The organism is Trueperaceae bacterium, from assembly GCA_036381035.1.
GTDB lineage: Bacteria > Deinococcota > Deinococci > Deinococcales > Trueperaceae > DASRWD01.
The window spans coordinates 22,640-46,066 of the sequence record DASVDQ010000150.1 but is presented as its reverse complement, the minus strand read 5'-3'; the positions used below and the strand labels follow the sequence as shown (position 1 = coordinate 46,066).

At 71.0% G+C, this 23,427-nt stretch carries 23 protein-coding genes; 15 read left to right on the top strand and 8 right to left on the bottom strand.

The annotated features are described in order from the left end of the window. Positions 1–64 precede the first annotated feature (64 nt). From dapA to VF202_15400, 10 genes are all read left to right on the top strand, one after another. Positions 65–1,030 carry a 4-hydroxy-tetrahydrodipicolinate synthase gene (gene dapA, locus VF202_15445; protein HEX7041510.1) on the top strand — a complete coding sequence of 322 codons (966 nt, stop codon included), beginning with the start codon at positions 65–67 and terminating at the stop codon, positions 1,028–1,030. Further along, positions 1,027–1,875 (top strand): fumarylacetoacetate hydrolase family protein, encoded by an 849-nt coding sequence (locus VF202_15440; protein ID HEX7041509.1) that lies wholly within the window; start codon positions 1,027–1,029, stop codon positions 1,873–1,875. Before dapA ends, VF202_15440 begins: the two co-directional genes overlap by 4 nt. After that, positions 1,872–3,416, top strand: a complete 1,545-nt coding sequence (gene hpaE, locus VF202_15435) for a 5-carboxymethyl-2-hydroxymuconate semialdehyde dehydrogenase (protein HEX7041508.1) — start codon at positions 1,872–1,874, stop codon at positions 3,414–3,416. Before VF202_15440 ends, hpaE begins: the two co-directional genes overlap by 4 nt. A 13-nt stretch (positions 3,417–3,429) precedes the next feature. Beyond that, a complete protein-coding gene (gene hpaB, locus VF202_15430; GenBank protein ID HEX7041507.1) occupies positions 3,430–4,914 on the top strand; it encodes a 4-hydroxyphenylacetate 3-monooxygenase, oxygenase component in 1,485 nt (494 codons plus the stop codon). A 1-nt stretch (position 4,915) separates the two neighbouring features. After that, the gene (gene hpaD, locus VF202_15425; GenBank protein HEX7041506.1) at positions 4,916–5,902 is read left to right on the top strand and encodes a 3,4-dihydroxyphenylacetate 2,3-dioxygenase; all 987 of its coding nucleotides are present in this window, start codon (positions 4,916–4,918) and stop codon (positions 5,900–5,902) included. A gap of 38 nt (positions 5,903–5,940) precedes the next feature. Continuing rightward, entirely contained in the window at positions 5,941–7,113 is a 1,173-nt protein-coding gene (locus tag VF202_15420; GenBank protein HEX7041505.1) for an ABC transporter substrate-binding protein, read from the top strand. 86 nt (positions 7,114–7,199) lie between these two features. After that, the gene (locus VF202_15415) at positions 7,200–8,240 is read left to right on the top strand and encodes a branched-chain amino acid ABC transporter permease (protein HEX7041504.1); all 1,041 of its coding nucleotides are present in this window, start codon (positions 7,200–7,202) and stop codon (positions 8,238–8,240) included. Continuing rightward, positions 8,237–10,072, top strand: coding sequence for a branched-chain amino acid ABC transporter ATP-binding protein/permease (locus VF202_15410; GenBank protein ID HEX7041503.1), 1,836 nt, complete (start codon positions 8,237–8,239; stop codon positions 10,070–10,072). The genes VF202_15415 and VF202_15410 overlap by 4 nt, the downstream gene beginning before the upstream one ends. After that, positions 10,069–10,923: an ABC transporter ATP-binding protein gene (locus tag VF202_15405; GenBank protein ID HEX7041502.1), complete on the top strand. Its 855-nt coding sequence runs from the start codon at positions 10,069–10,071 to the stop codon at positions 10,921–10,923. Before VF202_15410 ends, VF202_15405 begins: the two co-directional genes overlap by 4 nt. 169 nt (positions 10,924–11,092) lie before the next feature. Next, complete coding sequence (locus VF202_15400; GenBank protein ID HEX7041501.1) at positions 11,093–11,353, top strand: DUF378 domain-containing protein; 261 nt, start codon at positions 11,093–11,095, stop codon at positions 11,351–11,353. Positions 11,354–11,371: 18 nt separating this feature from the next. Here the strand turns inward: VF202_15400 and VF202_15395 are convergent, their stop codons facing one another. Then, on the bottom strand, positions 11,372–12,217 hold the full coding sequence (locus tag VF202_15395) for a deoxyribonuclease IV (GenBank protein HEX7041500.1): 846 nt from the start codon (positions 12,215–12,217) through the stop codon (positions 11,372–11,374). A gap of 34 nt (positions 12,218–12,251) precedes the next feature. Between VF202_15395 and nucS the strand changes: the two genes are divergently transcribed. From nucS to VF202_15370, 5 genes are all read left to right on the top strand, one after another. Then, positions 12,252–13,007 carry an endonuclease NucS gene (gene nucS / locus VF202_15390; protein ID HEX7041499.1) on the top strand — a complete coding sequence of 252 codons (756 nt, stop codon included), beginning with the start codon at positions 12,252–12,254 and terminating at the stop codon, positions 13,005–13,007. Positions 13,008–13,281: 274 nt separating this feature from the next. Next, complete coding sequence (locus VF202_15385; protein ID HEX7041498.1) at positions 13,282–14,472, top strand: hypothetical protein; 1,191 nt, start codon at positions 13,282–13,284, stop codon at positions 14,470–14,472. Between the two features lie 103 nt (positions 14,473–14,575). Beyond that, positions 14,576–15,559, top strand: coding sequence for a hypothetical protein (locus VF202_15380; GenBank protein ID HEX7041497.1), 984 nt, complete (start codon positions 14,576–14,578; stop codon positions 15,557–15,559). Then, complete coding sequence (locus VF202_15375; protein ID HEX7041496.1) at positions 15,556–15,846, top strand: hypothetical protein; 291 nt, start codon at positions 15,556–15,558, stop codon at positions 15,844–15,846. Before VF202_15380 ends, VF202_15375 begins: the two co-directional genes overlap by 4 nt. After that, entirely contained in the window at positions 15,847–16,656 is an 810-nt protein-coding gene (locus VF202_15370; protein ID HEX7041495.1) for a mechanosensitive ion channel domain-containing protein, read from the top strand. It abuts the gene before it with no gap. A gap of 88 nt (positions 16,657–16,744) precedes the next feature. On the opposite strand, the gene VF202_15365 is transcribed toward VF202_15370, so the two are convergent. Genes VF202_15365 through coxB form a run of 7 tightly spaced genes read right to left on the bottom strand, consistent with a single transcriptional unit; the run spans position 16,745 to position 23,411 of the window. Further along, complete coding sequence (locus VF202_15365) at positions 16,745–17,122, bottom strand: DUF3208 family protein (GenBank protein ID HEX7041494.1); 378 nt, start codon at positions 17,120–17,122, stop codon at positions 16,745–16,747. Between the two features lie 41 nt (positions 17,123–17,163). Further along, positions 17,164–17,862, bottom strand: a complete 699-nt coding sequence (locus tag VF202_15360; GenBank protein ID HEX7041493.1) for an HAD-IA family hydrolase — start codon at positions 17,860–17,862, stop codon at positions 17,164–17,166. A gap of 22 nt (positions 17,863–17,884) precedes the next feature. After that, positions 17,885–18,724, bottom strand: a complete 840-nt coding sequence (locus tag VF202_15355) for a cytochrome c oxidase assembly protein (GenBank protein HEX7041492.1) — start codon at positions 18,722–18,724, stop codon at positions 17,885–17,887. An 18-nt stretch (positions 18,725–18,742) separates the two neighbouring features. Then, positions 18,743–19,768, bottom strand: coding sequence for a c-type cytochrome (locus tag VF202_15350; GenBank protein ID HEX7041491.1), 1,026 nt, complete (start codon positions 19,766–19,768; stop codon positions 18,743–18,745). 15 nt (positions 19,769–19,783) lie between these two features. Continuing rightward, a complete protein-coding gene (locus VF202_15345; protein HEX7041490.1) occupies positions 19,784–20,422 on the bottom strand; it encodes a cytochrome c oxidase subunit 3 in 639 nt (212 codons plus the stop codon). Further along, a complete protein-coding gene (gene ctaD, locus VF202_15340) occupies positions 20,419–22,305 on the bottom strand; it encodes a cytochrome c oxidase subunit I (GenBank protein HEX7041489.1) in 1,887 nt (628 codons plus the stop codon). The genes VF202_15345 and ctaD overlap by 4 nt, the downstream gene beginning before the upstream one ends. Then, positions 22,305–23,411, bottom strand: a complete 1,107-nt coding sequence (gene coxB / locus VF202_15335; GenBank protein ID HEX7041488.1) for a cytochrome c oxidase subunit II — start codon at positions 23,409–23,411, stop codon at positions 22,305–22,307. Before coxB ends, ctaD begins: the two co-directional genes overlap by 1 nt. Between the last annotated feature and the right edge of the window lie 16 nt (positions 23,412–23,427).

The following is a 23,427-nucleotide window of genomic DNA, read 5'->3' as shown; positions in this document are numbered from 1 at the left end:
ACAAGCGACCCGTGGACCGCCCGGGGCCTCGAGCCGGCCGGGTCGGCCACGACGCGGGAGGCGCATGCGGGTACCAAGAGGCTCGATCGTCCCGCTCCCCACGCCCTTCGTGGGCGAAGACGCGCGCATCGACTGGGACGCGCTCGAGCGGCTCATCGAGTTCCAGATCGCGAACGGCAGCCACGGGCTCTCGTGCACGGGCACCACGGGCGAGCCCAGCTCGCTCTCGCGCGGGGAGCGCAAGGCGGTCGTCGAGTTCGTCAAGGAGCGGGTGGCCGGCCGCGTGCCGTTCGTGCCGGGCACCGGCTCGAACAACCTGGACGAGACGCTGGAGCTCACGCGGCACGCCGTGGAGCTCGGCGTGGACGGCGTGCTCGTCATCGCGCCGTACTACGTGCGGCCGAACCAGGAGGGCCTCTACCGCTACTTCGCGCGCGTGGCCGAGGAGGTCGCGTCCCTCGACCCCGAGGTGCCGGTGGTCCTCTACAACATCCCCGGGCGCGCGGCCGTGGACATCGCGCCGAGGACGATAGGCCGCCTGCGGCGCGACCACCCCAACGTCGTCGGCGTGAAGCACGCGACGAAGAACCTCGACGACGTCTCCTACACGCTCAAGGAGGCGGGTCGCGACTTCGCCGTCTACTGCGGCGCCGAGACGATGACCTACCCCATGCTGGCGCTGGGCGGCAGCGGCCACATCAGCGCCACGGGGGTCGTGGCGCCCCGGCAGGTGGCGCGCATCTACGACCTCGCGTCCGCGGGCCGCTGGGACGAGGCGCGCGACCTCCACTTCGAGATGCTCGAGCTCAACGACGTCCTCTTCATCGAGGTGAACCCGGTGCCGCTGAAGACGGCCCTCGCGCTGATGGGCCTGTGCGAGGCGCGGTGGCGCCTGCCACTGGGGCCGATGCTGCCGGAGAACGAGGCCAAGCTCGTGGCCACGCTGAGGCGGTACGGGCTGGTCGGCGATGTGGCGGGGGCGGAGCCCGGGGCGCGCTCCTCGGGGCGGGAGGAGGTCGCCGACCCGTGAGCGCGGCGGGCGTGGAGGCGCTCGGCGCCGGCTGGGCGCACTCCGGCGGCGACCGGCCGTGGGGCCGGGCCCTGGTGGCCGGGCGCGAGGCCGCCGTGCTCCTCCAGGACGACGGCGCGCTCACGAACGCGGACGGCGAGCGCCTCGACGAGGCCGAGCTGACCTGGCTGCCGCCCGTCGAGGCCCGCACGATCGTCGCGATCGCGCTGAACTACCGCGACCACGCCGCCGAGCTCGACCTGGCCGAGCCGGAGCAGCCGGCGCTCTTCCCGAAGTTCGCCAACGCCATGGTCGGCCACAGGCGGCCCATCGTGCGCCCCCGCGGCATCAGGTTCATGCACTACGAGACCGAGCTGGCGGCCGTGATCGGCCGGCCGGCGCGGCGCGTGCGCGCCGCGGACGCCCTGGCGCACGTGGCCGGCTACACGATCGCCAACGACCTGGTGGTCAGGGACTTCGTGATCGACCACTTCCGGCCGCCGATCAAGCCGAAGAACTTCGACACCTTCCTGCCCATGGGCCCGCTGGTCGTGCCGGCCGCGCGCGTCCCGGACCCGCAGGACATGGGGATCCGCACCTACGTGAACGGGGAGCTGCGGCAGGAGGGCAGCACGCGCGACATGGTGCACACCGTCGCCGACCTCATCGCCTACGTCAGCGAGTTCATGACGCTGCGTCCCGGCGACGTCCTGCTCACTGGCACGCCCAAGGGCATCAGCCACGTCCACGCCGGCGACACGCTGCGCTGCGAGGTCGGCGACCTGCCGCCGCTCGAGAACCCCGTCGTCGCCGAGGAGGACGTGGCGGCGGCGCCCGCGGCCGCCGGGGCGAGGGTGGCCGGGTGAGCGCCGAGGCCGCCGTGGCCGACGTGGCCGCCCGGCGTGAGGCGGCGCTCGGGGCCGTCTCCCGGCTCGTGAGCAGGGCGGGAGGCTCGCTCGTCGGCAACCTGATAGGAGGCGAGTGGCGTCCGGCGCGCTCCGGCGCGACCTTCGCGACGCTCAGCCCCGTCGACGGCAGCGAGCTGGCGCGGGTGGCGTCCTCCGACGCCGAGGACGTGGCCGACGCCGCGGCTGCGGCCGCGCGGGCGTTCCCGGCCTGGGCCTCCCTCGACCCCAAGGAGCGCAAGCGCCTGCTCCTGCGCCTGGCCGACCTGATCGAGGAGCGCGCCGAGGAGATCGCGCTGCTCGAGGTCGTCGACACGGGCCAGCCGCTGCGCTTCATGCGCCAGGCGGCGGCCCGCGGCGCCGAGAACTTCAGGTTCTTCGCCGAGCGCGCTCCCGGCGCACGCGACGGCCTCAGCCTCCCCACGCCCGAGCTCCTCAACTACACGACCCGCAAGCCCATCGGGCCCGTGGGCGTGATCACGCCCTGGAACACGCCGTTCATGCTCTCGACCTGGAAGGTCGCCCCGGCGCTCGCCGCCGGCTGCACCGTCGTGCACAAGCCGGCCGAGTGGGCGCCGCTCTCCGGCGCACGCCTCGCGCAGCTCGCTCTGGAGGCCGGCCTGCCGCCCGGCGTGCTGAACGTCGTGAACGGGCTCGGGGAGTCGGCCGGCAGGTCCGTGACGGAGCACCCGGCGGTCAAGGCCATCGCCTTCGTGGGCGAGAGCACTACCGGCGCGAAGATCATGGCCCAGGGCGCGCCCACGCTCAAGCGCGTGCACTTCGAGCTCGGCGGCAAGAACCCCGCCGTGGTGTTCGAGGACGCCGACCTGGAGAGGGCCCTCGACGCGGTCAGCTTCATGATCTACAGCCTCAACGGCGAGCGCTGCACGTCGGGCAGCCGCGTGCTGGTGCAGCGCGGCGTCTACGAGGAGTTCACGTCGGCGCTGGCGGCGCGCGCGCGCAGCATCAGGGTCGGCGACCCGTTCGACCCCGCCACCGAGGTCGGGCCCCTCATCCACCCCGACCACCTCGCCAAGGTGACCTCGTACTTCGAGGTCGCCAGGGAGGAGGGCGTCGAGGTGGCGGCCGGCGGCGGCGTCCACCCCGGCCTGGGCGGCCTCTACGTGGAGCCGACGCTCTTCCGCGGCGCCGCGCCCCACATGCGCGTGGCCCGCGAGGAGATCTTCGGCCCCGTGCTCACGGCCCTGCCGTTCGCTGACGAGGCCGAGGCGCTCGCCATCGCGAACGACGTCGACTACGGGCTGGCCGCCTACGTCTGGACCCGCGACGTCGCCCGCGCCCACCGCTTCTCCCAGGCCCTCGACGCGGGGATGGTCTGGGTGAACTCGCACAACGTCCGCCACCTGCCCACGCCCTTCGGCGGCATGAAGGCCAGCGGCATCGGCAGGGACGGCGGGGACTACAGCTTCGACTTCTACATGGAGACCCAGAACATCGCCGTGGCGCTCACGGAGCACCGCGTGCCCCGGCTGGGGAGCTGAGGGGAGGGACAAGGTGGCGGCACGCACCGGCAACGAGTTCCTGGAGGGGCTGAGGAGGCGGCCCCCGACGATCTACCTGAACGGCGAGCGGGTCAAGGACCCCACGACGCACCCGGCCACGGCCGGCATCGCGCGGTCCATAGCCGAGCTCTACGACCTGCAGCACCGCCGCGACCTCGTCGACGTCATGACCTACGAGGTCGAGGGCGTCGGGCGCGTGGGGATGAGCTTCCTCGAGACGACCACGAAGGAGGACCTCAGGCGCCGCTCGCGCATGCACAAGGTCTGGGCCGACCACAGCCTCGGCTTCATCGGACGCAGCCCCGACTACCTGAACGTCAACCTCATGGCCGCGGCGCGGGCGGCCGACTACTTCGCGCAGAACGACCCCCGCTTCGGCGAGAACATCAGGAACTACTACCGGCACGTCAGGGACAACGACCTCTGCCTCACGCACGCGCTCACGAACCCGCAGGTCAACCGCAGCGTGCGCGCCGACCAGCTCCCCGACCCCTACATCGCCCTGGGGCTGGTGCAGGAGACGGAGGAGGGCATCGTCGTGCGCGGCGCGCGCATGCTCGCGACGCTGCCCATCGCCGACGAGATCCTGATCTTCCCCTCGACGGTCCTCAAGGAGCAGGAGGAGCTGACGCGCTACGCCCTGGCGTTCGCCGTGCCCTGCGACACGCCGGGCCTCTCCTTCGTGGGGCGCGAGCCGCTCGACCAGGGGCGCAGCCACCGCGACCACCCGCTCGGGTCGCGTTTCGACGAGATGGACGCCCTCGTCGTCTTCGACGACGTGCTCGTCCCCTGGGACCGCGTCTTCCTCATGAACGACGTGCGCCTGGCGAACCGCGCCTACCAGGAGACCGGCGCCGTGCTGCACATGGCGCACCAGGTCGTGAACGTGAAGATCGCCAAGGCCGAGGCCTTCCTGGGCGTGGCGAAGAAGATCGTCGACGCCATCGGCTCCGACCAGTTCCAGCACGTCCAGCAGAAGATGGCCGAGCTGATCATCGTCCTCGAGACCCTGAAGGCGTTCAGGACCCAGGCCGAGGAGACGGCCGCGCCCGACCGCTGGGGCACCATGACCCCCGGCAAGGACGCGCTGAACGCCGCCCGCAACTACTTCCCGATGGTCTACCCGCGCATGGTCGAGCTGCTGCAGCTCCTCTCGGCCAGCGGGATGATCATGATCCCCACCGAGGCCGACCAGGGCGGCCCCATGGCAGACGCCATCGACAGGTTCCTGCAAGCGTCGAACGCCACGGCGCAGGAGCGCATCCAGCTCTTCAGGCTGGCCTGGGACATGACGATCTCGTCGTTCGGCGGCCGGCAGAACCTCTACGAGAAGTTCTTCTTCGGCGACCCGGTGAGGACGCAGGGCGCCCTCTACCAGGGCTACGACCTCTCCGACCTGGTCGCGCGCATCGACGCGTTCCTGGCGCGCGCCGACGAGCCGCGCGAGGAGCTGCTGGCCGCGGGAGCGGCCGACTGAGGTGCCGCTGACCCCGTCCAACCCTCGTCCGCCCTTCGACGTCCTGCGCGTCTCGCACGTGGAGCTCGGCGTGGCCGACCTCGAGCGCTCGCGGTCGTTCTACGAGGACGCCCTCGGCATGGTCGTCACGGCGCGGGACGACGAGGCGCTGTGGCTGCGCGGCCTCGAGGACTCCTGCCACCACTGCCTGGTGCTGCGGCGGGGGAGCCCCGGCTCCTGCCTGCGCATCGGCTTCAGGGTGCGCGAGGAGGGGGACCTGGACGCGGCCGCCAGCTACTTCGCCTCGCGCGGCCTACCGGTCGAGGAGGCCCGCCCGCGCGGCCAGGGACGCACGCTGCACGTGCGCGACCCCTTCGGCGTGCCGCTGGCCTTCTACGAGCGCCAGGATGCGGTCGAGAGGCGCCTGCAGGACTACCAGCTCTACCGCGGCGCCGCCGTGCAGCGCCTCGACCACGTCAACGTCTTCGCCGCCGAGCTCCAGGACACGCACGACTGGCTCGCCGGCGAGCTCGGCTTCCGCGTCAGCGAGTACACCGAGACCGAGGAGGACGAGCCGCGCCTCTGGGCGGTGTGGCTGCACCGCAAGGGCAACGTCCACGACATCGCGCTCACGAACGGGGTCGGCCCGCGGCTGCACCACGTGGGCCTGTGGGTACGCGGCGAGATGGACGTGATACACGCCTGCGACGTGCTGGCCGCCTCCGGCCGGGTCGGCGCCATGGAGCGCGGGCCCGGCCGCCACGGCATCTCGAACGCGTTCTTCCTCTACCTGCGCGACCCCGACGGGCACCGCGTGGAGCTGTTCACCGGCGACTACCGCACGATGGACCCCGAGTTCGCGCCCATCAGGTGGACGCTAGACGACCCGCGCCGGCAGACGCTCTGGGGCCACCCGGCACCCAAGAGCTGGTTCGAGGAGGGCAGCCCCTTCGTCGGCGTCGCGCCCAGGGAGCCCCAGCTACCGGTAAGGCCGGTGGTGGCGAGGTGACTCGCGCCGCCGTCGATGGAACCAAGGGAGGAATGAGGATGAGAAGAACGTTGCCCACGCTTCTGGCCCTCGCGCTGCTCCTCGCGCCGTCGGCGCTGGCGCAGACGCTGCGCATCGGCGCGGCGGCCGCGGCGACCGGCGCCGCCTCCGCCCTCGGCGAGCCGGAGGCGAACACCTTCCGCATGCTGCAGGACCAGATCAACGCGGCGGGCGGCATCAACGGCGTGCCCGTCGAGATCGTCTTCCTCGACACGGCGTCGGACACCGCGCAGGCCGTCACGAACGTCAGCCGCCTGATCCAGGAGGAGGACGTCCACGTCGTCATCTGCTGCACGATCTCGGCGAACAGCCTGGCGATCATCGACACCGTGCAGGAGGCCGGCGTCCCGAACATCAGCATGGCGGCCGCCGCGAACATCATCGAGCCGGTGGAGGACCGCCACTGGGTCTTCAAGACGCCGCAGACCGACAGGCTGATGATCCGCGGCATCGTCCAGGACATGATGGCCAACGACCTGCACACGCTCGCCTACCTGGCCATCGACGACGCCTACGGCGAGGGCGGCCTCACCGAGCTGAACGCCGCGATCGAGGGCACCGACATCGAGGTCGTCGCGATCGAGCGCTACGGACGCTCCGACACGAACGTCACCGCCCAGGTCCTCTCCGCGATCCGCAGCCAGCCCGACGCCGTGCTGATCTGGGGCGTCGTGCGCGACACCGCGCTCGTCGTCGAGGAGCTCGCCAACCGCGGCTACGAGGGCCAGGTCTACGTCAGCCACGGCGTGGGCAACCCGAGCTTCCTCGAGCTGGCCGGCGACGCCGCCGACGGCGTGCGCCTGCCGATCGGCCCGATGATCGTCGTCGACGAGCTGCCGGACGACAACGAGATCGCGCCGGTGGCCGCCCAGTACGTGGAGCAGTACGAGGCGCTCTACGGCGAGGGCACCGCCAGCACGTTCGGCGGGCACGCCTGGGACGCCGTCAGGGCCATCCAGCTCGCGCTGGAGTACGCCATGGACCAGGGCGAGCTGGACTGGGACGACACGGCCGCGGTGCGTCAGGCGCTGCGCGACGCGCTCGAGGAGATGGGGCCGTTCACGGGCGTGGGCGGCGTCTTCGACTTCACCGCCGAGGACCACCTGGGGCTCGACGAGCGGGCCCTGGTGATCGTCGAGATCCAGGACGGCGACTGGACCCTCGCCCGCTGAGGTGAGGGCCTAGGCGCATCACCCCCGGTGGCGGCGGGGCGGGCTCAGGCCTAAGCCCGCCCCGCCTCTCCGGCAGCGGAGGGCGCTTGCTCGACATCCCGCTGATCCTCCTCTTCGAGGGCCTCACGAACGGGGCCATCTACGCCCTCATGGCGCTGGGCCTCGTCGTCCTCTACGCCGTCACGGGGGTCATCAACGTCGCCATCGGCGAGTTCGTGATGATCGCGGCGCTCACGGTGGCGAGCCTGCGCGCCGGGGCGGTGCCCGGCAGCGTCTACCTCCTGGTGGCGGGGCTGCTGCTGTGGGCCGTCTACGACGGCATCCGCTTCGCCCGCGAGCGCCGCGCCGGCCGCCTGGCCCTCGGCCTCGTCTGGCCCGTCGCGGCCGCCGCCGTCGCCTACCTGGCGGTCGTGCTCCTCAGCCGCGCCCAGCTCCCCTACGTCGCCCACATCGCCGTGGCCCTGGCCCTCACCACGGCCCTCGGTCCCGTCTCTTACCGCGTGATCATCCAGCCGCTGCCCAGGGCATCGGCCCTCGTCTATCTGATCATGACCATCGGCCTGCACCTCGCGCTCACCGGCCTCGGCCTGGCGTTCTGGGGCCCGCAGCCGTACACGCTGCCCCCGTTCACAGAGGGGCGCGCCCGCTTCGGGCCCGTCCTCTTCGACCACCAGGACCTGTGGCTGCTCGCCCTGAGCGCCGTTCTGCTCGCCGCGCTGTGGTGGTTCCTCGGCCGCACGCTGCACGGCAAGGCGCTGCGCGCCGCGGCCGTGAACAAGCTCGGCGCCAGGCTCTCGGGCATCTCCGTCGTGCGCGCGGGCTCCACGGCCTTCACGATCTCGGTCTTCCTCGCCGCCGTCGCCGGCGTGCTGATCACGCCGATCACGAAGATGGCCTACGACTTCGGCTTCCTTATCGGCCTCAAGGGGTTCGTCGGCGCCATCATCGGCGGCCTCAGCAACCCCGCGGTGGCCGTCGCCGGCGCCGTGTTCGTGGGCGTCGCCGAGCAGTTCAGCGCCTTCTACGTCTCCTCGGCCTACAAGGACGTCCTCGTGTTCCTGCTGATCATCCCCGTGCTCCTGGTGCGCTCGCTGCAGCACGTGGACTTCGAGGAGCACGTCGAGTGAGCGGCGGACCCGACCCGCGCGGCGGTCCCGGGAGCGCGGTCCTGGGAGCCTGGCTGCGGCGCGGCCTGTTCCTGGCCTTCGCCGTCATCGTCGTCGTCCTGCCCTTCGTCTCCGGCGCGTTCGGGCTGCGGCTCGCGAACCTCATCGGCATGTACTCGCTCGTCGTGCTGGGGCTGGTGCTGCTGACCGGCTACGCCGGCCTCGCCTCCCTGGGGCAGGCGGCGTTCGTCGGCACCGGCGCGTACACGGCCGCGATCCTCGCCAGCCGCTTCGGCCTCAGCCCCTGGCTCTCGATCGTCGCCGGCGTCCTCGCGTCGGTGCTCATCGCCTGGCTGATGGGGCTCATCACGCTGCGGCTCAAGGGCCACTTCCTGGCGCTGGCCACGCTGGCCTGGGGCCTGGTGATCACTGGCGTCCTGCGCAACTGGATCGCCGTCACCGGCGGCAACACGGGCTTCGGCAGCGCGACGGGCAACCGCATCCCGCCGCTCACGCTCCTCGGCGACCCCATCCGCGGCGACCGCGAGTACTACGTGCTCGTGTGGGGCGCGCTGCTCCTCACCCTGTGGCTGGTGACGAACCTGATGCGCTCGCGGGTCGGTCGGGCGATCAAGAGCCTGCGGACCGGGTCAGTGGCGGCGGCCAGCTTCGGCGTCGACGTCCAGCGCGTCAAGATGATCACGTTCCTCGCCGCGGCCGCGCTGGCGGCGCTCTCGGGCGGGCTTCACACCTACCGCGAGCTGTTCATCGTCCCGAACCTCGCCTCGCTGAGCGACAGCATCGACTACCTGATCATGGCCGTGATCGGCGGGCTGACGAGCGTGTGGGGCGCCCTCGTGGGCACCGGCGTCTTCGTGCTGCTCAAGGAGCAGCTCCAGCAGGTGCTGCCCGCCCTGCTCGGACGCACCGGCAACTACGAGATCGTCGCGTTCGGCTTCATCCTCATCCTCGTCCTGCAGTACGCGCGGCGCGGGCTCGTGCCGATGGTCGACTCCCTCCTGCCGCGCCGGCCCGAGAGGCCGGTGCGCGAGGACGCGCCGCCACTGCCGGCCCGCGAGCGCGTGCGGGTCAGCGGCCCGTTGCTCGAGCTCGAGGGCGTGACGCGGTCGTTCGGCGGCCTCACCGCCGTGCACCGCCTCTCGTTCGCGGTCGGCCAGGGCGAGGTCGTGGGGCTCATCGGCCCGAACGGGGCCGGCAAGACCACGGCGTTCAACCTCATCACGGGCGTGCTGTCCGTGGACGCCGGGCGCGTGCGCTTCGCCGGGCGGGACATCACGCGCCTGCAGCCCCACCAGGTGGCCGGCCTCGGCCTGGCGCGCACGTTCCAGCACCTCAACCTGAGCCCGAGCCTCAGCCTGCTCGAGAACGTGGCTCTCGGCGCCTACTCGCGCACCAGCTCCGGTCTGTGGAGCGGCCTGCTGGGCCTGGGCGGGGCGGAGGAGGAGCGCGTGCGCGCCGAGGCCCTCAGGCAGCTCAGGCGCGTCGGCCTGGGGGACGAGCCGTTCGCGCGGGCGGACTCGCTGCCCCTCGGCAAGCTGCGCCTGCTCGAGGTGGCGCGCGCCCTCATGGCCGACCCCGTGCTGCTGCTCCTCGACGAGCCCGCCGCCGGCCTCAGGCGCAACGAGAAGGAGGACCTGAAGGCGCTGGTGCGGCGCCTGCGCGACGAGGGCGTCACGGTCCTGCTCGTCGAGCACGACATGGACGTCGTCATGGACCTCGTCGACCGCATCGTCGTCATGAACCACGGCGAGCTGCTCGCCGAGGGCACGCCGGCGGTGGTCAGGCGCGACCCGGCGGTCATCGAGGCCTACCTCGGCAGGGAGGTCGCGTGAGCGGCCCCGTCGACGCCCGGTTCGCGGCGGGCACGAACGGCGTTGCCGGGCCTCCCGTCGGCCTGGAGGGCGCCGCCGGGTCTCCGGCCGGCGCGGACGGCGCCGCGAGGTCCCCCGCCGGCGTGGACGGCGCGCAGCCGCTCCTCGTCGTCGAGGGCCTGAGCGTGAGGTACGGCGGCGTGCAGGCGCTCAGCGAGGTGGACGTCAGCGTCGGCCGCGGTCAGCTCGTCACCGTGATCGGCGCGAACGGCGCGGGCAAGTCGAGCCTGGTGAACGCGATCGTCGGCGTCGTGCCGAAGGCCGGCGGACGCGTGCTGCTGGGCGGCGAGGACGTCACGCAGGCGACGCCGGAGGCGATGGTGGGCCGCGGCGTCGTGCTGGTGCCCGAGCGACGCGAGCTGTTCGCCGCGTTGGCGGTCGAGGACAACCTGCGCCTCGGCGGCTACCGACGCTACCTGCGCGGGGAGCGCGACCTGCGGGAGTCCCTCGAAGAGGTCTACGCGACGTTCCCGCAGCTCGCCGCCAGGCGCCGCCAGGTCGCGGGCACGATGTCCGGCGGGGAGCAGCAGATGCTGGCGATAGGGCGCGCGATGATGGCCCGCCCCCGCCTCCTGCTGCTCGACGAGCCGAGCCTGGGCCTCGCGCCGCTGATCGTGGAGGAGATCTTCCGCGTCGTCGCCGCGCTCCGCGACGCCGGCGCGACCGTGCTGCTCATCGAGCAGAACGCGCGCGCGGCCCTGCGCCTCGCCGACCACGGCTACCTGCTCGAGACCGGCAACGTGCTCCTCTCGGCGCCGGCGGAAGAGCTGGCGCGCGACGAGAGGGTGGCGTCGGCCTACCTGGGCGGGTAGGGCGCCGCCGCGGGTCTCCCGTGCGCCGGCCCGGGCCTCTCCGCGCCTCTCCGCGCCTCGACAGGCGTCGACGCGACGCTCCGGGCGGCCGAGTACCGCCTCTCACCCCGAGCCCCTACCCTACGAGCGGGACCGGAGAATCCGGGCCCGCCGTGGGAGGGAGCAGGTCATGGGTGCTCTAAGGACGGTCGCGCTGCTGATCGTGATCATCGGAGCCATCAACTGGCTGCTCGTGGGGCTGTTCGGGTTCGACCTCGTGGCGGCGATCACCGGGAACGACTTCGGCGAGAAGAACACCATCTCCTCGATCATCTACGTGATCGTCGGCCTCGCCGGCCTGGCCCTGCTGCCCGAGCTGGGCCGCAACCCGACGCCCGACGTCACCGTCAGGCGCGACACGACGGTGAGGGACGACCTGCGGCCGCGGTGAGCCCCGCGAGCCCGCGCCCTACCCCCTCAGCTGCCTGAGCCGCTCCATGTCGCGGGCGTGGCCGAGGTCGTCGTCGCCCATGGGCGTCTCCAGCACCATGGGCAGGTGCGCGAGGCGCTCGTCGGCGAGCGCGCGGGCGAAGAAGGCCTCGCCGATCAGCCCCTCGCCTATGTTCTCGTGCCTGTCCTTGCGGCTGCCCAGCGGGTGCTTGGAGTCGTTCAGGTGGATCGCCTCCACGCGCGAGAGGCCGAACGCGGCCTCGGCGGCCTCGAGGGTGGCCTCGTAGCCGTCCTCGGTGGACACGTCGTAGCCGGCCGCGAAGGCGTGGCAGGAGTCGAGGCAGACGCCGAGGCGGTCCTTGGCGTCGACGAGCGCGATGATCGCGGCCAGCTCCTCGAAGCGCGAGCCCAGGGCCGTGCCCTGGCCGGCCGTGTTCTCGAGGAGCACGCGGGCGTCGCCCGTCTCCGGCTGCGACAACACGGCGTCGAGGGAGCGGGCGACGAGCTCGATGCCGGCCTCCGGGCCGGCGCCGAGGTGCCCGCCGGGGTGCAGCACGAGCCCGCGCAGCCCCAGGCGGGCGCAGCGCGAGAGCTCGTCGCGGAGGCCCTCGACGGAGCTCTTGAGGATGTCCTCCTTGGGCGAAGCCAGGTTGATCAGGTAGGCGGCGTGGGCGATGACGGGCTGGCCGTCCCTGCCGTGGCGCTCCTTGAAGCCGGCGACGTCCTCGTCGGTGAGCGCCTTGCCGCGCCACTGGTTGGGGCTCTTGACGAAGACCTGGAGGCTCTCGCAGCCGATCGCGTCGGCCCTGTCGAAGGCGTTGGCGAGTCCGCCGGACGTGGAGACGTGAGCGCCGATGAGGCCCATGGGGGCGAGTCTAACCGGTGGTACGCTTCTCGCCGTGCTGCGGGCCGTGCTCACGCAGCCCGCCCCTGACGAGCTCGTCGAGTTCCTCGAGGGGGCGCTCAGGGACAAGGGCGCCGTCGTGCAGGTGGCGGGGGAGTTCGAGGTGTTCTACCGGGGACGCGCCGCCTCGGTCGCCGAGGCCGGCGACTACCTGCTCATGGTCAAGCCCGACGGCAGCGTGCAGGTCCACGGACCGCGCGGCGTGAAGCCTGTCAACTGGCAGCCCCAGACCGACGACGTGCGCGTGACCTGCGAGGACGGCAGCGCGGTGCTGATCGCCGAGCGCTTCGCGCCGCCCGAGACCCTGCGCGTGGGCTTCCTCGCCCCGGCGTTCGCGCAGGCCTTCGAGCTGCGCGACGGAGGGGGCTTCGTGCTGCTGGGCAGCGAGGCCGAGATGCAGGCCGCGCTCGCCTCCGACCCCAGCGTGATCGAGCCGGGGCTGACGCTCGTGGACCTCGAGATCCCCACCGACGTGGGCGGCATCGACCTGCTGGCGCGCGACGCCTCCGGCGCGCTCGTCGTCGTGGAGCTCAAGCGCGGCAAGGCCAACCACGAGGCCGTGCACCAGCTCGCGCGCTACGTGGAGAGCGTGCGGTCCTTGTGGCCGGGCCGGGTCAGGGGCGTCCTCGCCGCGCCCGCGGTCACCGCTCCGGCGCTCAACCGCCTCGGCGCTCTGGGACTGGAGTTCCGCGAGGTCACGGCCCTGCCCGGTCCGCAGCGCGAGTCGGCTGTCCAGGAGGCGCTCTTCTGAGATCGGGCGGTGCGTCAGAAGCGAACCTGGCAGGGCCATGGGGAACCTAGACCTTCACGGTCCACGCTTCCGTCCCGTCTTCGCCGTCCTGTCGTGCGCACGATCCTAGACAGGGGCTTGACCCTGACGCAGACTATCTTGGCGGTCTCAGCGGCCCCTCCTGCCTACGAGAAGCCCCAGTCCACAGTCCTCGAGCGACTCCTTGCCATCTGACTCCGCCCGGGCGTCGGCCTCCGGCCGATGATCCGCGGACCGTTCGTATAGGGGGACGAGGATGGGAAAGAAGTTCCGTACCCACAAGGTAGATTCATCGAGCGACAGCCTCGCCGACATCGCCAGGGATTCCGCTGAGACGGTCATCATCAATCCTCATCGCGAGGGACCCGGGGTCTTCCTCCCATCTGAGGCGAAGATCCGGCAGAAGTACGAGAGTCTCGGCGGCGAAGCCACATCAGGACCGAGCGTCGAGACCCACCTGGGAAAGATGTGGCGCTTCGCTAACGCCGCCATCGTCTACGACCAGGGCACGGACGCAGCCTATGAGATCCACGGAGCGATTTACGAGTGTTGGATGGAAGCTGGCGGCCTAAAGTACGGAACTCCCACTACCGACGAGATGCCGACGTCGGACGGTGTGGGCAGGTTCAACCACTTCAACGGCGGCACGGCCTCGATCTACTGGAGTCCGCAGACCGGCGCTCACACGATCTACGGAGACATCCGGCGCCGTTGGGCCGCGCTGGGTTGGGAGAGGTCCTACCTGGGCTATCCGATCTCCAACGAGGTTCCCTTCGCCGACGGGGGTCGCGCCAACGAGTTCCAGCACGGTGGAATCTACTGTTGGCCCGATACGGGACCCATCGACCTTCGCGACGTCAAAGTGCGTTACACGGGGCTGCACTGTTTCGGCGAGACAGATTGGGACCAGGGGTCGGATTCGGACGAGCCCTACGTGATCTTCGCCCTTACTACTCCAGAGCACGCTTGGGCGACCACCAGTCGGGTCTACCAGGACGTTGATGCCGGGGAGCAGCGTCCCGACAGTCTCGAACTCTACGAGGGTCGGCCATACGGGTTGAACATCGGTATCGCCCTCATGGAGAGAGATTTCGGCGATCCGGATAGATATCGCGAGCGGGTCCTCAAGGTCGTCCAGGGCGTTCACGAAGCAGGCCGAGTCGCTCTCGGTCTCATCCCGATAGTCGGACCTGTAATCGCGGACAAGGTAGGGTCGGCCTTGGGAGAGCTCATGCCATCGGTTGGGCAAGCTCTCAGCGACACGTTCAACTGGGGTGACGACCGCGTCGGATCAGCGACAGTCACAGTCGGCGCGCGCGAGCTGGTGCTCCTCGCGACGCGAGGCAGCAGTCATGCGAACGGCTCTATCGCGTTCAAGATCGAGAGCCCGCTGGTCGCAGGGCTCGGGGCCTCCTACAAGGTCTACTTCGACGTGCAGCCCGCCTAGACCCATCCTGGATCACATCGGTCAGCGGACTGGCATCGGAAACCGCTGGTCGCCGTGGAAGAACCGACGCCGAGGCGCCCGGGGCCGCTGCTAGACTCGCTCCGTGCCAGTGTTCCGCAAGGACACCTTCGGGCGCGCCTGGGTGCTGCTCTCGCCCGAGCGCGGTCTGCTCGCCTCGGACTTCGGCAGCGTGCCGGAGGGGCCGGAGCGCAGCCCGCTCTCGCCCGGCTCGCGCTCCGTGAGGGAGGTCGCCGCCTTCGGCGGCGACGCCGGCGCCCCGTGGAGCATGCGGGTCGTGGAGTACCCGCACGACGCGTTCGGCGAGCGGAGCTTCGTCGAGGAGGGCGACGCGCTGTTCCGGCACGGACCCTCGGCCGGTTACCAGGAGCTGATAGTCGAGCACCCCGACGCGCGGCAGACGCTCGACAGGATGCCCCGCGCCCACGTCGTCGACGTCCTGCGGCTCTACCGCGACCGCATCGCCCTGCACGGCGACAGGCCCGGCGTGAGGCACGTGCAGCTCACCCGCAACGTCGGCCGCGCCGCCGGCGCGCTCTTCGACCACCCCCACGCCCACCTGCTGGCGCTGCCGGTGCCGAGCCGCTGGCTGGAGGAGGAGCTCGAGGCGGGCAGGCAGCACCACGAGCGGCACGGCCGGTGCCTGTTCTGCGACGTGATCGAGAGGGAGCTCGAGGCCCGCGAGCGCGTGGTCACCGCCAACGAGGGGTTCGTCGCGCTGGCGCCCTTCGCCGCGAAGACGCCGTTCGAGACCTGGGTCCTGCCGCGCCGACACGGCAGCAGCTTCGCCGCCGTGGCGGCCAATCACCTCCCGCTGCTGGCTGATATCCTCCAGGGCGTGCTCCGCGCGCTGAACTACGCCCTGGACAGGCCGCCCTACAACATGGCGCTGCACACTGTCCCCGGCCCGGAGCGCCAGTCGTTCCACTGGCACCTCGAGGTGCTGCCGCGGCTGACCACGCAGGCGGGCTACGACTGGGGCGCTGGCTTCTTCGTGAACCCCACGCCGCCGGAGGACGCCGCTCGCTTCCTGCGCGAGGCGCTGGCGCTCCAGGAGGTCGCCGGGTGACCGACCTGCGCAGCAGGCGCGTGCATCCGGCTCTAGTCGTCCTGGCCGTGGCGGGCTGCCTGCACCTGTTCTTCCTCATCGGCGTGGAGCTCGACCGCAACCTCGTGTACCGCCGCGACGTCGCCCGGCTCGAGGCGGAGGTGGGAGCGCTCACGACGGAGCTCGCCAGGCTCGACGAGGTCGCCGCGCACGGCGACGACCGCGCCTTCCGCGAGGCGCTGGCGCGGCGCCAGGGCTACGTCTACCCGCACGAACGCCTCGTGGTGACCGCGCTGCCGGAGCGCTGAGTGGAGCTCGGCTTCACCTGGAGCGACGTCGGCCCCGCGCTCTCGCGGCTCGCCGTCAACCTGTTCACGGCCGCGGTGATCCTCGTGGCCGGCTACCTCGCGGGCCGGCTCGCCGAGCGCCTCACGCGCCAGGCCGTCGAGCGCGCCACCGGCATCAGCTTCGACCACACGCCCACCCTGGCCCGCGTCGCGCGGGCCGTGGTCATGATCCTCGCCGCCGTGGCGGCGCTGGGGCGCCTCGGCGTGCAGACGGCCAGCATCACCGCCCTGGTGGGCGCCGCCGGCCTCGCCGTGGGCTTGGCGCTGCAGGGCACGCTCTCGAACGTCGCCGCCGGCATCATGCTGATGACACTGCGCCCGTTCAAGCTCGGGGACGGCATCGAGGTCTCCGGCACGTCCGGCACGGTTACCGACATCGGCCTGTTCATGACCCGCGTCGTGACCTGGGACGGGGTCGTCGTCTACCTGCCCAACGGCGGCGTCTGGGGCGCGCGGATCGTGAACTTCTCGCAGGCCGTGAGGCGCCGCTTCGACCTCGTCGTCGGCATCAGCTACGCCGACGACGTGTCGCGGGCCCTGGCGATCCTGCGCGAGGTCGTCACCTCCGACCCGCGGGTCCTCACGCACCCGGAGCCGCTCTTCAGGACGAGCGGGTTCACCGACATCTCCGTGGGCCTGCTGGCGCAGTACTGGACGACGGCGTCGGACTTCCTGGCCACGCAGTCCGACCTGACGAAGCGCGTCAAGGAGCGCTTCGACGCCGAGGGCATCACGATCCCCACGCGCCAGGTGCCGGTGGCGGGTCGCTGAGGACGCCCGTCGCGCTCGGCGACCTTCGCGCCAGGTCTCGGGGACGAGGCGCATGTCCACCCGGTCCTGGCACCGCGGCCGGGCCCCCTCAACCGATCTCGCGCAGGTCCTCCATGAGCTGCCAACCGACGCTGGGCGGCGTCGCCTCGAGCCGCGCCTCGACGAGCGGCGCGACCTCGACCAGCACCCGCGCCGGGTCGACGCCTGGCGCCACGATGGCCAGGAGCGTGAGCTGGTAGACGACCTGCGTGCTCGACGGCGTGCCGTCGTCGAAGAACGCGAACGGGGCGCGCGGCATGGCGTCGAGGAGCAGGTGGACGTCCTCGGCGACCTCGCCGGCCAGCGTCGCGGACAGGTCCAGCCCCGCGTCGCGCGGGTGCCACACGTAGCCCTGGAGGAGCTTCACGGGGCGCGGCGCGTCCTCGGGCCCGCGCCACAGGTCGCGGTCGTCGCGTACCTCGCTCACGCGGCCACGTTACCGCGCGCCCTCAGGCGGCCGTGTCGGCGTCAGCCCCAGTAGGCGCCGGCGAGGGCGTCGGGCAGCGCGATGCCCGGCACCGCCTCGCGCCAGCGGCGCGGGAACTCGGCGTCGAGCAGCACGCCGACGATGCCCAGCTCGCGGGCGGCGGCGACGTTCGCCGGGTTGTCGTCGACGAAGACGACCTCGCCGGCCTCGGCGTCTAGCGCCGCCAGCAGCGCCTCGTAGGCGGCGGGGTCCGGCTTGCGCACGCCGATCTCGTTCGAGAACACGAACGCGCTCACGCGTCCCAGGCGCGGGTCGGAGCGCACGAGGTCGCAGAGCTCGGCGACGTTGTTCGAGAGCATGCCGACCCTCACGCCGGCGGGCAGGGCGTCGACGAGCTCGTAGGCCTCCCGCCTCTCCCTGACCGCGCCGAGGAACGCCGCGCGGAACGCCTCCAGGTCCGGCCGGTGGCCGGTGGCCGCGCAGAAGCGCTCGTGGAAGCCGGGCAGGTCGCAGGCGCCGGCCTCGAACTCGGCCATGAGGGCCAGGTAGGTGGGCTCGAGCGCGCGGGCCTCGACGCCGACGAGGCGCGCGAGGGCCCTGACGGCGCTCGAGTCGAACGTCCCGACGGTGAACACGCCGCCCCAGTCGAAGGCCACGCAGGACGGCGCGGCGCGGCGCCGGGACGAGGCGGCTCCCGCCGCGGACGGACCCGGGTCGTGCGCGGCGTCGTCGCGTCTCAAGCTCGCGGGAGGGCCCGGCGCCTCAGGGGTGGACGCCCTGGCTCACCGGACCGCCGGGGCCGCCCACGTCCGTCGACGGGGCGAGCTCGCTGCGGTACCAGTTGAAGAACGTGACGATGAAGGTGGGGCCGAAGGCGAGGAGGCCGAGGATCTTCATGATCACGCCGGCCAGCGCCTGGTCCTGCATCACGCCCAGCCCGTACGCGCGCACCGGGATCACGGCGTAGGCCTGGTAGAGCGGGACGTCGGAGAACGTCACGCCCCCGAAGATCGGGAGCTGCGCCACGGGCAGCAGGAAGATGTAGGCGAGGCGCGGGAGGAAGCCGGGCTTCGGCAGCTCGGGCAGGCCGCCGATGAGCGGCCACCACATCATCAGCGACGTGACGAGGAGCACGAAGTGCACGGCGTGGTGCAGCGACGTGTTCGCGAGCGTCAGGTCGTAGACGGCCGGCACGTGGTACACGGCCAGCGCCAGGCTGAAGGCGAAGAACGTCACCACCGGCTGCAGCACGACCCGCGAGACGGGCAGGGCCCGCCGGGAGGCGAGCACCGCCCGCAGGAGCCAGGTGGGCACGCCGGCCAGCAGGACCGGCGCGACGGCGTAAGAGAGCAGCAGGTGCTGGACCATGTGCGCCGAGAGCAGGTAGCGCTCGGCCAGGTCGTGCAGCGGCGAGCCCTCGTTGAGGAAGAGCATGAGGAGGCCGAGGCCGAAGACGACGGCCCGGCCCGTCGGGTACGTCTCGCCGGGCGCGATGAAGCGCCGCAGGGGCCCGACGGCCAGGTAGTAGGCGACCGCGGCAGCCACGAGCCCGCCCACGAGGACGGGCTCGAGCTGCCAGCTCAGGTAGAGGACGTCGCCCATCGGCCCCGACTCTAGCCGTCAGTCGAGTCCGAGCTGGTCGCGCACCTCGTGGACCTCGGCGGACGTGAGCTCGTCGCCGCGGTGGGCCGCGACGTCGTCCGCGGTGTAGGGCACGAAGCCCTCGGGCGCGTCGCCGAGCTCGGCGACGACGTGGTTGATGACGGCGGCGATCTGGTCGTCGGAGAGGTGGCCCCAGGCCGGCATCATGCCGTTGTAGGTCATCCCCTCCACCTGGATCGGCCCTTGGAGGCCGTAGAGGAGGACCTGAGGGAGGTACTCGCGGCCGCCGGCGGCGTACACCTCGGCGGCGTGGCCGGCCAGGGGCGGGAAGGCGCCCGGGATGCCCTGGCCGTTCGCCTGGTGGCAGCCGACGCAGTTGGCGGCGAAGACCTGGTTGCCCAGCTCGCGGTCCCAGTCGGCGGCCTGGGCGGCCTCGGCGGGCGCGGCCGGCTCCTCGGCCTCCTCCTGGGCCGCGGCGGCCTCTTCGCCCTGGACCGCGGCGGCCGGGGCGGGCGGAGCCGCAGCCTGCGGCTCACCGACCTCGTAGTCGGAGCCGTCGTTGGCGGCACGCGGGGCCTCGATCGGCACCGAGCGGTCGACGGGCGCCGGGACGTCGGCCCGTTCGGCCGCCGGGCGCGAGGCGCCGTCGCTCTCGATCAGCGCCGCGACGTCCTCGGGCACCTCTGCCTCCCCGTGCGCCGCCCTGCCCTCGAGGCTCTCGGCGCGGGCGCGCGCCTCGCCGTAGCTCATCGCGCGCGGCAGTAGGAACATCGCCGTCATGGCGATGAAGGTGGCCAGCGCGATGACCATGCCGCTGGAGAAGAAGCCGGAGTACATGCGGTCGTCGTTCTTCAGGTGCATGAAGAACATGACGACGAGCACGAACTTCAGGACGGAGAGGGCCGCCAGCGCGACGTAGGTCATCGTCGAGCCGAGCCAGGCCTGCGGGTACTCGACCAGCGCGTACTCGAAGTACGTGACGACGCCGAGTATCAGCGCGATGAGGATGTAGGTGCCTACGGAACCGTGGTTGTCTCTAGCCATGTCGGGGATCCCGGCTCACACGAACTCGACGAGGTAGACGACCGTGAAGATCACGATCCAGACGATGTCGACGAAGTGCCAGTAGAGGCCCGCGATCTCCAGGTACACGGCGTCCTTGCTGCTCGTCGGCCTGACGTACGACTGGACCAGGAAGGCGAGCAGCCACAGCACGCCGACCGTCACGTGGATGCCGTGCGTGCCGGTGAGGACGAAGAACGTCGTGCCGAACAGGTTCTGGTGGATCGAGAGGCCCTCGTTGACGAAGTGGACGAACTCGTAGACCTGGAAGCCGAGGAAGATCGAGCCGAACAGCGCGACGCCCGCGGTCCAGAGCCGGAACTTGGGGATGTCGTCGATCCTCAGCGCGTGCAGGGAGAGCACCATGAGGAAGCTCGACATCAGGAGCACGAACGAGCTGATCGTCGTGAGCGGGATGTTGAGGACGTCGACGGGGAACGGCCCGACGACGCTGCGGTTGTGGTAGGCGAGGTAGGTGCCTATCAGCGACCCGAAGAACATGCAGTCGGACGCCAAGAAGATCCACATCAGGAGCTTGACGTCGGGCAGTCGGGTGCTGCGCCAGCCGTGCGCCGTGATGGCGCCGCGAGTGCCGGGCTGGGCGGGCGCCGCGGTGTCGACGGCGTGCGCGCTCATGCTGTCTCTCCTTCGAGCTCAGGGTGCACGTGGTGGCCGCCCACGCCCTCGAACGCCCAGCCGAAGACCGTGAAGATGAAGAAGAAGCCGCTCACGATGGCCAGGACCCAGTTGTCGTAGATCAGCCCGTACGAGCCGACGACGATGGCGATGGAGGCCAGCAGGGGGTACCAGGACTGGCCGGGCACGTGGATGCCGTGGGCGTCGTACTCGCGGCCGGCCTGGCGCGGGTCGACGGGCTCGACGTTGAGGGTCTCGGGGTGCTTGTAGGCCCAGAAGGCGTCGAGCGAGTTGACGACCGGCTGCGTGGGGAAGTCGTAGTAGGGGGGCGGCGAGGAGGTCGCCCACTCGAGCGTGCGGGCGTCCCACGGGTCGTTGCCGGCGGGCTTGCCCGAGCGGAAGCCGCGGATGACGTTGACGAGGAAGACGATCAGGCCGACGCCCATGATGAACGTGCCGAACGTCGACATGAAGTTCCAGACCTCGAGCCCGATGCCGGCCGGGTAGGTCTGGATGCGGCGCGGCATGCCCATGAGGCCGGCGAGGTGCTGCGGGAAGAAGATCGTGTGGAAGCCCAGCACGATGAACCAGAAGGCGACCTTGCCGAGGCGCTCGTCGAGCAGCTTGCCCGTGATCTTCGGGAACCAGTAGTGGACGGCCCCGAGGAACGTCAGCAGCGCGCCGCCGCCCATCACGTAGTGGAAGTGCGCGACCACGAAGTAGGTGTCGTGCGCCTGGGCGTCGAACGTCGGCATGGCGACCATGATCCCGGTGATGCCGCCGAGCGTGAACGTGACGATGAACGCCAGGCAGTACATCAGCGAGGTCGTGAACTTGATGTTGCCGCCCCATAGGGTGCCCAGCCAGTTGAAGATCTTCACGCCCGTGGGGATGCCGATCGTGAACGAGGTCAGCGAGAACGCCGTGTTCACCACGGGGCCGAGGCCGGTCGTGAACATGTGGTGGGACCAGACGGCGAAGCCCATGAAGGCGATGAGGATGGCGGACAGGATCATCACCGGGTAGCCGAACAGCGGCTTCCGGGAGAAGGTCGGCACCATCTCGGAGATCATCCCGAAGGCCGGCAGGATGATGATGTAGACCTCGGGGTGCCCGAAGATCCAGAACAGGTGCTGCCACAGGATGGGCAGCGCGCCCGCCTCGGGGACGTAGAACAGCGTGCCGAAGGTGCGGTCGAGGATGACCTGCACGAACGCGATCGTCAGCGGCGGGAACGCGAAGATGATCATGAACGCCGTGATCAGCATCATCCAGACGAACACGGGCATGCGCATGAACGTCATGCCGGGCGCCCGCATGTTGATGATGGTCACGATCAGGTTCATGGCCGTCGCGGTCGTGCCGATGCCGCTGATGAACAGGCCGAACATGTAGAAGTCGACGCCGAGGCCGGGGTTCGCGGAGAGGCTCGTGTTCGGCGCGTAGCCGGTCCAGCCGATGTCGGGGGCGCCGCCGAGGAAGAAGCTCGTGTAGAGCATCAGCCCGCCCAGCGCGTAGACCCAGTACCCGAAGGCGTTCAGTCGCGGGAACGCGAGGTCGCGTCCGCCGATCATCAGGGGCACGAAGTAGTTCGCGAACCCGATGCCCAGCGGCATGATGGCGAGGAACACCATCGTCACGCCGTGCATCGTGAAGAGCTGGTTGAAGGTCTCGGGCGAGACGAGCTGCTGCCCCGGCCTCATGAGCTGGAGCCGCATGAGGAAGGCCTCGACGCTGGCGAGGCCCATGAACAGGAAGCTCGAGAGGATGTAGAGGATCCCCAGCTTCTTGTGGTCGACGGTCGTCAGCCAGCTACGCAGTCCGGTCTGCCAGGTGGGCCTGACGAACAGCGCGGGCCTGGCGACGTTCGCAGACGTGGCCATCAGTTACCTCCCGGCGCGCTCACGGCCAGAGTGTCCCCCGCGTCGGCGGTCCTCTGCTCGGCGCCGAGGCTGAGCAGGTAGGCCGCGATCGCCGTGGCCTCTTCTTCTCGGTTCGGGTCGTCCTCGGCCCACAGCGTGGGCATGTGGTTGCCCGGCTTGACCGACTGCGGGTTCATGATCCACTGCGCGACGTTCTCGAGCGTGGCGTCGAGGACCCCGGCCCCCACGGTGTGGCGCAGCCCGAAGTTCGTCAGCTCGGGGAACTGCGGCTGACCGTAGGAGACGCCCTCGGCGTAGTTGTCGTTGGCGTGGCAGCCGATGCAGCCCTTCTGGGCGAACAGCGTGCGTCCCTGCTGGACGCGCGGGTCGTCGGAGACCGTCTGCACGACGGGCTCCTGGAACGACGCCACCCAGCGGTCGAAGTCCTCCTGCTCCTCGACGACCACGCGGAAGCGCATGTAGGCGTGCGCGCCCAGGCAGAGCTCGGCGCACTGGCCGCGGTAGACGCCGGGCTCGTCGGCCTGGAGCCAGAGCTGGTTGTCCTGGTGGGGTATGAGGTCGACCTTGCCGCCCAGCCTGGGGGCCCAGAACGCGTGCAGGACGTCGCCCGACTGGAGGTCGAGCACGACGCGGGCGCCCACGGGGACGTGCAGCTCGTTGGCGGTGGTGATGCCGTACTCGGGGTACTCGAACTTCCACCACCACTGGTAGCCGGTGACCCTGACCTCCACGTCGCCTTCGCCGGCCTCGATGTAGGTCTGGGTCTTGAAGATCGAGCGCACGGTCGGCACCGCGACGAGGATGACGATGATGACCGGGATCGTGGTCCAGAGGACCTCGAGCAGCACGTTGCCGTGCGTCTGTCCGGGTATCGAGTCGTCACCTTGTCGACTGCGGTAGCGGACGATCACGTAGACCAGCACCCCGCCCACCAGGAGCATCACGGGGATGCTCAGGTACCAGGTCCACATGAACAGACCGAGCTGCTCTGACGCCAGCGGGCCCACCGGCGAGAACACCGACTGCTCGCCGCTCAGCGAGCAGCCGCTGAGCACGAACGTCAGTACTGCGCCGGGCAGAGCCCGCCACAACCAGCCTCTACGCACGTCTTTTCCCTCCTAG

What these genes read in the sequence shown, in the direction of transcription:
- dapA (HEX7041510.1), top strand. Translation starts at nt 65, where the DNA reads ATGCGGGTACCAAGAGGCTCGATCGTCCCGCTCCCCACGCCCTTCGTG.
- VF202_15420 (HEX7041505.1), top strand. Translation starts at nt 5,941, where the DNA reads ATGAGAAGAACGTTGCCCACGCTTCTGGCCCTCGCGCTGCTCCTCGCG.
- VF202_15400 (HEX7041501.1), top strand. Translation starts at nt 11,093, where the DNA reads ATGGGTGCTCTAAGGACGGTCGCGCTGCTGATCGTGATCATCGGAGCC.
- VF202_15395 (HEX7041500.1), bottom strand. Translation starts at nt 12,217, where the DNA reads ATGGGCCTCATCGGCGCTCACGTCTCCACGTCCGGCGGACTCGCCAAC.
- VF202_15385 (HEX7041498.1), top strand. Translation starts at nt 13,282, where the DNA reads ATGGGAAAGAAGTTCCGTACCCACAAGGTAGATTCATCGAGCGACAGC.
- VF202_15355 (HEX7041492.1), bottom strand. Translation starts at nt 18,724, where the DNA reads ATGGGCGACGTCCTCTACCTGAGCTGGCAGCTCGAGCCCGTCCTCGTG.
- VF202_15350 (HEX7041491.1), bottom strand. Translation starts at nt 19,768, where the DNA reads ATGGCTAGAGACAACCACGGTTCCGTAGGCACCTACATCCTCATCGCG.
- VF202_15345 (HEX7041490.1), bottom strand. Translation starts at nt 20,422, where the DNA reads ATGAGCGCGCACGCCGTCGACACCGCGGCGCCCGCCCAGCCCGGCACT.
- ctaD (HEX7041489.1), bottom strand. Translation starts at nt 22,305, where the DNA reads ATGGCCACGTCTGCGAACGTCGCCAGGCCCGCGCTGTTCGTCAGGCCC.